Consider the following 9,343-nt stretch of genomic DNA (forward strand, 5'->3'; position numbering starts at 1 on the left):
CGATGAACACGGGCGTGGCTCAGGCGGGCTGGTTGGAACGGGTCAGCGGCAGGTTCAGCCAGCGCCGGCCGGTGGCATTGGCGACGGCGTTGCCAAGGGCGGCGGCCATCGGCCCCTGGACGATTTCAGCGGCACCGAGGAAGGGTTCTCCCGGCTGGTCGAGCAAGTGCACGTCGACTTTTTTCGGCAGTTGCGTGAAACGCAGAATCGGATAACCGCTCCAGTCGTAGCTGCGAATGCCCCCGGCGTCGTAGGCGACTTTTTCGTACAGGGTCCAGCTCGCGGATTGCACGATGCCGCCCTCGACCTGATTGCGCAGGCCGTCGGGGCTGACGATCTGGCCGACATCCACCGCCGTCACCACGTGATCGATGCGGATCTCGCCGGTCTGCGGATGCACGCGGAGTTTCACCGCGATGGCGCAGTAACCCATGATGTTTTTGTAGCGAGCAAAGGCGAAACCGATACCGGCGCCGGGCTCGTTGCTTTTTTGCGGCCAACCGATCTCATCACGCACACGCTCTACGACCGCGCGAGCACGCGGGTCGCTGAGATGGTCCAGACGCAAGGCGACCGCGTCGATGCCGGCCCTGATCGCCAGTTCGTCGATGCTCGCCTCGATGGCGAAGATGTTGATGTGCGCGCCCAGCGATCGCATGGCCGAGGTGCGAAAGGGCATTTCGGTGACGAAGGTCATATTTATGCGCGTCGAGTTGAGGTCGTACAGCGGCACGGCGTTGCGATCACCATCGCCTTCGGGCTGGGCGATCGGCACGGAGGGCGCCGAGGCAAAGGGCCGCGCGAGCAGGCGTGCCGGCAACAGCCGCCCAGCGTTGACGATGCGTTCGTTGTGCGGAGTGGTCCAGAGTTCGTAGGCCCAGTCCTGCAGTCGACCGTGGCTGAGGCCGGCGTCGACTTCGGTGACCATCGCCGAGCTATACGGCTCCCAAAGATTTTCCTGTTCGCGCATCCATTGCACGCGCACCGGCGTACCGGGCACGCGCAGGGCAATCAATGCTGCATCGGCGGCGGCATCATCGGCGCCGTTATGCCCGTAGCACCCTGAGCCTTCGGTATGAATACAGCGCACCCGCTCAGGTGGCAGGCCGAGCATCTCGGCAATGCCGGCGCGCAGCGGGTAAACGCCTTGGGTGTGGGTCCAGACGGTGAGCGTGCCGTCCTTGAACCAGGCCACCGCGCAAGACGGGCCGATCGAGCCGTGCATCAGATATTGCTTGGTGACCCGCGCCTGAAAACGCGTATCGGCCGCGCCACTCGGCGTGCCGTTGTGGCTGATCGGATAGCGCCGTGAGGGCAGGCGTTTGAGCAGACCATGAATCTCGGCCGCCTCGGGAATCGCTTCGCCCTCGCTCCATTGCGCCACCTCGTTGGCACTGCGCATGGCTTTGATCGCTTGCCACTCATCCCGGGCGACCACCGCCAGATAGTTGCCGTCGCGGATCACCTTGACCACCCCAGCCAGCGCTTCGATGGACGCCGCATCGAATGCTTGCAGCGTGCAGCCGGGACGAGGCGGGCGGATCACCCGCGCATGCAGCATGCCCGGCAGGCGCATGTCCTGGACGAATGCTGCGCCACCGCTGACCTTCGCCGGGATGTCGAGGCGCGGCAACGAATGGCCGATCAGTTTGAAATCAGCGGCGGCCATCGCCGGTGACTGCGCCTTGGCGTATTGATGCACATCGACATGTTTGACCGCCTCGGCGTAACTCATCCGCTGACCGACCGGGCCTTCGATCACCCCGTTGTGGGTGCTGAGGAGCGCCGCATCAAGCTGCCAACTGCGCGCGGCGGCTTCAACGAGCATTTCGCGTACCTGCGCGGCGGCGTTATACAACGCGGTGCCGCTGTCGAAAATGCTGTGGCTGCCGGCGGTGTAGCCTTCGTTGGGTGTCAGCGCGGTGTCGGCGGTGAGCAGGTTGATGGAGGTGGCCGGCACCTGCAAACGCTCGGCGGCGATTTGCAGCAACGCGGTTTTCACCCCGGTACCCAGTTCGACCTTGCCGGTGTAAACGGTAATGCCATCGGCGCCGATGCGGATCCAGGCGTCGAGAAACGGGTTGGTGCGCAGGCTTCCGGGGAGGTCGGGCGCGAGAACCACGGTGCCGAGCGTATCGACTTCGGTATCCGCCAACACACGTCGCGCCACCGGCAGTAGGGTGAATGCCACCAGCAACGCGCCACCGCGCAAGAACGCGCGTCGGCTCGGGTTCAATTCATTCGACTCACTCATGTCAGGCTCCCGTTGTGCCCGGCCACCTGTTTGATCGCCTCGATGATCCGCAAATGCGTACCGCAGCGGCACAGGTTGCCGGCCATGTGCTCGCGAATGGTCGCCTCATCCGGGTGGCGATTACGCTCAAGCAACGCTTGCGCGCGCATTAGCATGCCGGCAATGCAGTAGCCGCATTGCGCGGCCTGTTTCTCGATGAACGCGGCTTGCAGAGGGCCGGGTTTTTCCGCGCTGCCGAGGCTTTCCACGGTGCGGATTTTTTTGTCTTCGAGGCCGGCGCAAGGTGTCAGGCAGGCGAACACCGGTTGATCATCGACGATCACCGTGCAGGCACCGCATTGGCCAAGACCGCAGCCGTATTTGGCGCCGTTGAGGTTCAAGTGATTGCGCAGCGCATACAGCAGCGGCATGTCCGGCTCCAGCTCAAGCGGTTGTGCGGCTCCGTTGACGTTGAGGGTGATCTGGCTCATTTCGTCTCCTGACGTAACGCTTCAATAGTGGAAGAGAGGTCCGCCCACGGCTGATTGGGGCTGGCTTGCTGACGCAGATACGCGGCCAGTGCGCCGAGTTGCGCGTTGTCGAGGCTGGCGGCGAATGCAGGCATCAGCGGGCCGGGCGATCCGGGTGTGGCGGGCAAGCCTTCAAGCACGGTTTTGAGGAAGTTGCGCGAACTGGCCGCTTGCAGCGCCGAGGTGTTTTGCAACCCCGGGCGACCATCGATGCTGCGCATCGGTGCCGCCGGGCCATGGCAGCCGGCGCAGGCGCTGCTGAAGAGCAGGGCGCCGGTCGAGTGGTCTTCCGCTTCACTGGCAGGCGTCTTCGGCGTCGTCCCTGTCAGCGAACGCGGGTTTTCCAGACTGAGCAGGTATTCGGCAATCGCCTCGGCTTCACTGGCGGGCAAGCGGGCCAGACTCAAGCTGACCGGACGCATCGGCCCGGCGGGTGTGCCGTGGCCATCGACGATCTCGGCGCGCAGATAGCCCACCAGTTGCTCACGACGCCACGGGTTGCCGCGCTGGCCCATGCCGACCAGCGCGGGCGCTTGCCAGCCATCGACGATGCCGCCCTGCAAATACTCCGAGGATTTTTCCGCGCCGATCAGGTTCAGCGGCGAATGGCAGCCGGCGCAATGGCCCGGGCCGTCGACCAGATAACGCCCGCGATTCCATGCCTCGGTACGTCCCGCCAGCGGCGTCAGTGGCTCACCGTGCAGGAACAGCAGGTTCCAGAACGACACCAGCGGGCGAATGTTCATCGGAAAATTCATCTGGTTCTGCTCGGCCGGCGCGTGCACGGCGGGGCCGCTCATCAAGTAGGCATAAGCGTCGGCGATATCTGCTGCGCTCATGCGCCGGTAGTGCACGTAGGGGAACGCCGGATAAAGGAAGTGACCATCGCGAGCAATGCCCTGACGCATCGCCCGCTCGAAGGCCGGCAGTGACCATTGGCCGATACCGGTCTCAGCGTCCGGGGTGATGTTGGTGCTGTACAGCGTGCCGAACGGCGTTACCAGCGGCAGTCCGCCGGCCAGATATTCACCACCGGGGCGGGTATGGCAGACCGCACAATCGCCAGCCTCGACCACCCGTGCCCCGCGTTGCAACTGCGCAGTTTCGAACAGCGTCGGGCGCTCGATGGGCGCAATCGCCGGGCGCCACATCAGCCAAACGGCGCCGATCAGGCCGAGCACGGCGACGACTGCAACGCTGATCCATAGCGTTCTGGACTTCAGAAATGAGCTGTTCATGGCACAGGAAAAAACGCGGCAGGCAATGGCAGAACGGAGGGGATACGGGTCATGACAACGCTCCTTGTAACAGCCGGGGAAGGGCACCGCTGGGGATGACGACGCCAGGGGCCAAAGCGTAGAGAAACCGTCTGCGCGGGAGAATCCGCGGCGCACGCAACAGCGCGTTGCGCGAGAAGCAACACCTGCGCCGTTGCGCCGGACGCATCAGTGCATTGCCCGCCGCGTGGATTCTGCGCATCGCCACAGGGCCGTAGCCTTGGCAGCACTTTCCTGAACTCAATGAGGTGTCATCATGCTCACGGGCAATCCAGCCGTTGCGGCCAGCGCCGAACAGCCAACTTCACTGTCCGGCCTGATGGTCGCGTTCCTGGCATTCTGCTGTGGCGCGGTCGTGGCCAATCTTTATTACGCACAGCCAATCGTCGAACTGATTGCACCGCAGATCGGTCTGTCCAGCGCCAATGCCAGCCTGATCGTTTCGCTCACGCAGTTTGGTTACGCGCTGGGCCTGTTACTGCTGGTGCCACTGGCCGACCTGATGGAAAACCGCCGGCTGGTGGTTGGTTTCACCCTGGCGGCGAGCGTCACGCTGTTGTGCGCCGGACTGACCCATTCGCCGTCACTGTTCCTGGTGTTGTCTTTGCTGATCGGTCTGACCTCGGTGGCCGTGCAGATCCTTGTGCCGCTGGCGGCACACCTGGCGCCCGAAGCCAGCCGTGGCCGCGTCGTCGGCAATATCATGAGCGGCCTGCTGCTGGGCATTCTGTTGTCACGGCCACTGTCGAGCCTGCTGGTTGAAGTGTTCGGCTGGCGCGGGGTGTTTTACAGCGCGGCGGCTTTGATGGCGGTCATTGCTCTTATTACCGCTGTGGCACTGCCGCGTCGGCTACCGACGCATAAAGCCACGTATGCCGCGCTGATCGGTTCGGTGTTTGCCTTGGCCCGGCGCTATCCACTGTTGCGTCAGCGCTCGCTGTATCAGGGTTTGCTGTTTGCCAGTTTCAGTCTGTTCTGGACCCTCGCCCCGATTGAACTGATGCGTCACCACGGCTTTACTCAGACGCAAGTCGCGATTTTTGCACTGGTCGGTGCGGTGGGTGCCATTGCGGCGCCGATTGCCGGGCGTCTGGCCGATGCCGGGCATGGTCGGCGCGGTACGCTGGTCGCGTTGCTGTTGGCGCCGGTTTCGCTGCTGATCGCCGCACTCCCGGGCAGCGGCTATGTCTGGCTGGTGGTGTGCGCGGTGCTGCTGGATTTCGCTGTGCAATTGAACATGGTACTCGGCCAGCGTGAGGTGTACGCCCTCGATCCCCACAGCCGTGCGCGCCTGAACGCCGTGTACATGACCAGCATTTTCGTCGGCGGCGCCGTGGGCTCGCTGGTCGCGAGTCCGCTTTACGAGCATTTCGGCTGGAACCTGTCCGCCGTCGCGGTGGCGCTGCTGCCAGCGCTGGCGCTCGGGCTGTTCCTGAGCCGCAAGGCCGATGACTGAACAGCCGGCAAGTGTGTTCAAGCACGGCGGTACAAGACGTCGGGGGAACAGTGATGCACAATCATCCGCGTTCCCTATCGACCGGACCCCGCTTATGGACAAGTTGCTAGCACTGAAGATGTTTGTGGAAACCGTGCGCTGCGGGGGCTATTCCTCGGCAGCGCGCAAACTCGGGATATCCACGTCGTCAGTGACACGGCAAGTGGCCGGGCTGGAGCACGAGTTGGGCGCGAGCCTGCTCAATCGCACCACGCGCAACACCAGCGTGACCGTTGCCGGCCAGACCTATTTCGAAAAAGCCGTGGCGATTCTCGACGCGATCGACGAAGCCGATGCCGTCGTCGCCGATCGTGGCGCCGAAGCGCAGGGCCGTCTGCGCATCAGCGTGCCGGTGGAGTTCGGGCGACGCCTGATTGCTCCGCATTTGAGTCGTTTGCTGGAGCGGCATCCGGGTCTGGAGATCAGTCTGTCGCTGAGCGATCAGGTCAGCGACCTGCTCAGCGAGCAGATCGATGTTTCGGTGCGGCTCGGATCGTCGGTGGTCAGTGAAGACATCGTCAGCAAACGCGTGGGGCATTTCGAGCGCTGGGTGGTGGCCAGTCCGGCGTATCTGGCGCGTAGCGCGGCGCTCAGTCATCCACGGGATTTGCTAGAGCACCAATGCCTGCGTTTCGATTACGGCGGCACCCACCAGCACTGGACCTTTCAGAATGAAGACGCGCCCATTCAGCTCAATGTCCACGGGCGCCTGCAAAGCAACAACGCCGACATCCTGCGTGAAGCTGCCATCGGTGGCGGCGGGGTGACGCTGCTGGCTGACTGGCTGGTACGCGACGACGTAGCAGCCGGTCGGCTGACCCGCTTGCTTGAGCAGTACGAGGTCAATCCCGGCAGTGCCAGCACCTGCATCAACGCGTTGTATTTACCCAATCACCGTGGCTCCAGCCGGATCAATGTGTTTATCGATTTCCTGATGGAAATTCTCGGCCCGGCGCCCGCGACCACGCCCGCAGCTTAATTCCTGCGGCTCAACGGCGCCCGGTTCGCGTACTCACGTCCACCCAAACCGCCAACACCAGAATGCTGCCCTTGACGATCATCTGCCAGTAACTGTCGACATCGAGCATGGACATGCCGTTGTCCAGACTGGTGATAACCAGCGCACCGAGGAGGGCGCCGTACACCGTGCCGGAACCGCCGCGCATGGAAGTACCGCCGATAAAGCACGCGGCGATGGCGTCGAGTTCGCCCATGCTGCCGGCCGAAGGCGAACCGGCGGCGAGGCGCGCGGTATTGACCACACCGGCGAGGGCGCACATCACGCCCATGATCCCGAAGATCCACAGTTTCACCGCCTGCACATTGATCCCGGACAGACGCGTCGCTTCCATATTGCTGCCTACGGCATACACGCGCCGGCCGAACACGGTCTGACTGGTCACGTAGCTGAACACGCCCAGCAAAATCAGCAGCAACAAGACCGGCACTGGAATGCCGTCATAGCTGTTCAGCGTCTGCACGAAGCCGGCGAGCACAGCGCCGATCACCAACACGCGGATGACGTCACGCACCAAAGAATGCGCCGCGAGACCGTGCAGGGCGCGATTGCGTCGTTGTTTCCAGGTGAGGAATACGGTCAGCGCGAACAACAGAATGCCCAGACCGGTGCCAATCGCATGGGGCAGGTAACCCTGGCCAATGTAGACCAGCTCCGGCGATACCGGCGCGATGGTCGTGCCGCCGGTAATCCCGAGCAGAATCCCGCGAAAAGCCAGCATGCCGCCCAGGCCGACGATGAACGAGGGGATGCGCAGGTAAGCCGTCATGTAGCCGTTGGCGAGGCCGATCATCAGCCCGCAGAGGGCGACCAGACTCAGGTTCGCCAGCAGCGGAATGTGATAGACCACATCAAGAATCGCCGCGAGGCCACCGAGCAGACCGAGTAATGAACCCACCGACAAATCGATCTCGCCGCTGATGATCACCAACACCATGCCGCAGGCGAGAATCCCGGTAATCGACATCTGCCGCAGCAGATTGGACAGGTTGCGCGGGGTGAGGAATCCGCCCTCGGTCTGCCAGCTGAAGAACAGCCAGATCAGCACCACGGCAAACACCAGCGCGAGCATTTTGTAGCGGGTGAACAGTTGTTTGACCTGATTCATTTACGCGGATTTCCGATCATTATTGTTATGACTGCCAGGCTGACTGAGGGCGGCGGCGAGCACCTGCTCCTGCGTCAATTCATGGTTGACGAAGTCGCCACGCAACTGGCCTTCGCCGATCACCAGCACACGGTCGGAAACGCCGAGCACTTCGGCCAGTTCCGACGAGACCATGATGATCGACACGCCGGCGGCGGCCAGCGCGCCCATCAACTTGTAGATTTCGTATTTGGCGCCGACGTCCACGCCTCGGGTCGGCTCGTCGAGAATCAACACCCGGGGTTTGGCCAGCAGCATCTTCGCCAGCACGGCTTTTTGTTGATTGCCACCCGACAGGCTGGTGATCGGCAAGAACGGGCTGGCGGTCTTGAGGTGCAGGCGCGAGATTTCCCGATCGATGCTGCCCAGTTCGGCTTCGGCATCGATGCGGGTCAGTTTCGAGTAGTTGTCCAGCACGGCGAGGGTGATGTTCTGGCCGACGCCCAGATCCGGAATGATGCCCTGGCGCTTGCGGTCTTCCGGCACCAGGCACAGGCCGGCGCGGATAGACTTGAGCGGCGTGCGCGTGTCGATGGCTTGCCCGTCGAGCCAGACTTCGCCCTCATAGCGGCCGGGGTAAGCGCCGAACAGCGCGGTCACCAGTTCGGTCCGGCCGGCACCGACCAGCCCAGCGATGCCGAGGATCTCGCCGCGCTTGAGGACGAAGGAAATATCGTCGACCCGTTTGCGCTTGGGGTTGTCGACGTCGTAGCAGGTGATGTGCCGGGCCTCGAAAATCACCTCGCCGATGTCGTGCGGCTCACTGGGGTAGAGGTTGCTCATTTCGCGGCCGACCATCTGCGTGATGATCTGCGCAATGTCCATGTCGGCCATGGCGGTGGTAGCGATGTGTTTGCCGTCGCGGATCACCGAAATGGTGTCGCACACAGCGGCCACTTCATCGAGCTTGTGCGAGATGTAGACGCAGGCAACGCCTTTGGCTTTGAGATCGCGGATGATGTCCAGCAGCACCTCGATTTCCGAACGGCTCAAGGCTGATGAAGGCTCGTCGAGGATCAGCAGGCGGGCCTTTTTATTGAGGGCTTTGGCGATTTCCACCAGTTGCTGATAGCCGCCGCCGTACTGCGACACCGGCAGCGCTACGTTCATGTCGGGGACTTTCAATTCGCGCATCAGCGCTTCGGCGCGGTGGATCATCGCCGGGTAATTCATGCGTCCGCCGGGCAGCGTCAGTTCATGGCCCATGAAAATGTTTTCGGCCACCGACAGGTCGGGCACCAGCGTCAGCTCCTGGTGAATGATGACGATACCGGCGGCTTCCGTTTCACTGATCGATTGCGCCCTGAGCGGTTGCCCGTCCCAGAGGATTTCACCGTCCCAGGTGCCGTGCGGGTAGACCGCCGAAAGGATTTTCATCAGCGTGGATTTGCCGGCGCCATTCTCGCCGCACAGGCCAACGCACTCGCCGGGCCTGACCTTGATGTCGATGCCGTTGAGGGCTTTGACACCGCCGAAGGTTTTGACGATGCCGTTCATTTGCAGCAGATAGTCGGACATGGACAGGGCTCGTATATCAAAGACTCACACACCACGAAACCTGTGGGAGTGAGCTTGCTCGCGAAAGCGTCGGTTCAGACAATGCTTCGTTGACTGACACAACGCCTTCGCGAGCAGGCTCGCTC

7 protein-coding genes are annotated in these 9,343 nt (G+C 62.9%); 2 read left to right on the forward strand and 5 right to left on the reverse strand.

All coding sequences use genetic code 11. From position 1 onward, the window contains the following. Window positions 1-19 precede the first annotated feature (19 nt). Genes PMI23_RS21430 through PMI23_RS21440 form a run of 3 tightly spaced genes read right to left on the reverse strand, consistent with a single transcriptional unit; the run spans window position 20 to window position 4,001 of the window. On the reverse strand, window positions 20-2,254 hold the full coding sequence (locus PMI23_RS21430) for a xanthine dehydrogenase family protein molybdopterin-binding subunit (RefSeq protein WP_007913201.1): 2,235 nt from the start codon (window positions 2,252-2,254) through the stop codon (window positions 20-22). After that, window positions 2,251-2,724: a (2Fe-2S)-binding protein gene (locus tag PMI23_RS21435; protein WP_007913200.1), complete on the reverse strand. Its 474-nt coding sequence runs from the start codon at window positions 2,722-2,724 to the stop codon at window positions 2,251-2,253. The genes PMI23_RS21430 and PMI23_RS21435 overlap by 4 nt, the downstream gene beginning before the upstream one ends. Then, window positions 2,721-4,001, reverse strand: coding sequence for a c-type cytochrome (locus PMI23_RS21440; RefSeq protein ID WP_007913199.1), 1,281 nt, complete (start codon window positions 3,999-4,001; stop codon window positions 2,721-2,723). Before PMI23_RS21440 ends, PMI23_RS21435 begins: the two co-directional genes overlap by 4 nt. Window positions 4,002-4,296: 295 nt before the next feature. On the opposite strand from PMI23_RS21440, the gene PMI23_RS21445 reads away from it, so the two are divergent. Next, entirely contained in the window at window positions 4,297-5,496 is a 1,200-nt protein-coding gene (locus PMI23_RS21445) for an MFS transporter (protein WP_007913198.1), read from the forward strand. A 94-nt stretch (window positions 5,497-5,590) separates the two neighbouring features. Then, window positions 5,591-6,514: a LysR family transcriptional regulator gene (locus PMI23_RS21450; RefSeq protein WP_007913197.1), complete on the forward strand. Its 924-nt coding sequence runs from the start codon at window positions 5,591-5,593 to the stop codon at window positions 6,512-6,514. 10 nt (window positions 6,515-6,524) lie between these two features. Here PMI23_RS21450 and PMI23_RS21455 read toward each other — a convergent pair whose 3' ends face one another. Together PMI23_RS21455 and xylG are read right to left on the reverse strand one after the other, a co-directional pair. Continuing rightward, window positions 6,525-7,661, reverse strand: coding sequence for a sugar ABC transporter permease (locus PMI23_RS21455; protein ID WP_007913196.1), 1,137 nt, complete (start codon window positions 7,659-7,661; stop codon window positions 6,525-6,527). Next, window positions 7,662-9,218, reverse strand: a complete 1,557-nt coding sequence (gene xylG, locus PMI23_RS21460) for a D-xylose ABC transporter ATP-binding protein (RefSeq protein WP_007913195.1) — start codon at window positions 9,216-9,218, stop codon at window positions 7,662-7,664. Window positions 9,219-9,343: the final 125 nt, after the last annotated feature.

Source organism: Pseudomonas sp. GM24 (assembly GCF_000282235.1).
Lineage (GTDB): Bacteria > Pseudomonadota > Gammaproteobacteria > Pseudomonadales > Pseudomonadaceae > Aquipseudomonas.

What these genes read in the sequence shown, in the direction of transcription:
- PMI23_RS21430 (WP_007913201.1), bottom strand. Translation starts at nt 2,254, where the DNA reads ATGAGTGAGTCGAATGAATTGAACCCGAGCCGACGCGCGTTCTTGCGC.
- PMI23_RS21435 (WP_007913200.1), bottom strand. Translation starts at nt 2,724, where the DNA reads ATGAGCCAGATCACCCTCAACGTCAACGGAGCCGCACAACCGCTTGAG.
- PMI23_RS21440 (WP_007913199.1), bottom strand. Translation starts at nt 4,001, where the DNA reads ATGAACAGCTCATTTCTGAAGTCCAGAACGCTATGGATCAGCGTTGCA.
- PMI23_RS21445 (WP_007913198.1), top strand. Translation starts at nt 4,297, where the DNA reads ATGCTCACGGGCAATCCAGCCGTTGCGGCCAGCGCCGAACAGCCAACT.
- PMI23_RS21450 (WP_007913197.1), top strand. Translation starts at nt 5,591, where the DNA reads ATGGACAAGTTGCTAGCACTGAAGATGTTTGTGGAAACCGTGCGCTGC.
- PMI23_RS21455 (WP_007913196.1), bottom strand. Translation starts at nt 7,661, where the DNA reads ATGAATCAGGTCAAACAACTGTTCACCCGCTACAAAATGCTCGCGCTG.
- xylG (WP_007913195.1), bottom strand. Translation starts at nt 9,218, where the DNA reads ATGTCCGACTATCTGCTGCAAATGAACGGCATCGTCAAAACCTTCGGC.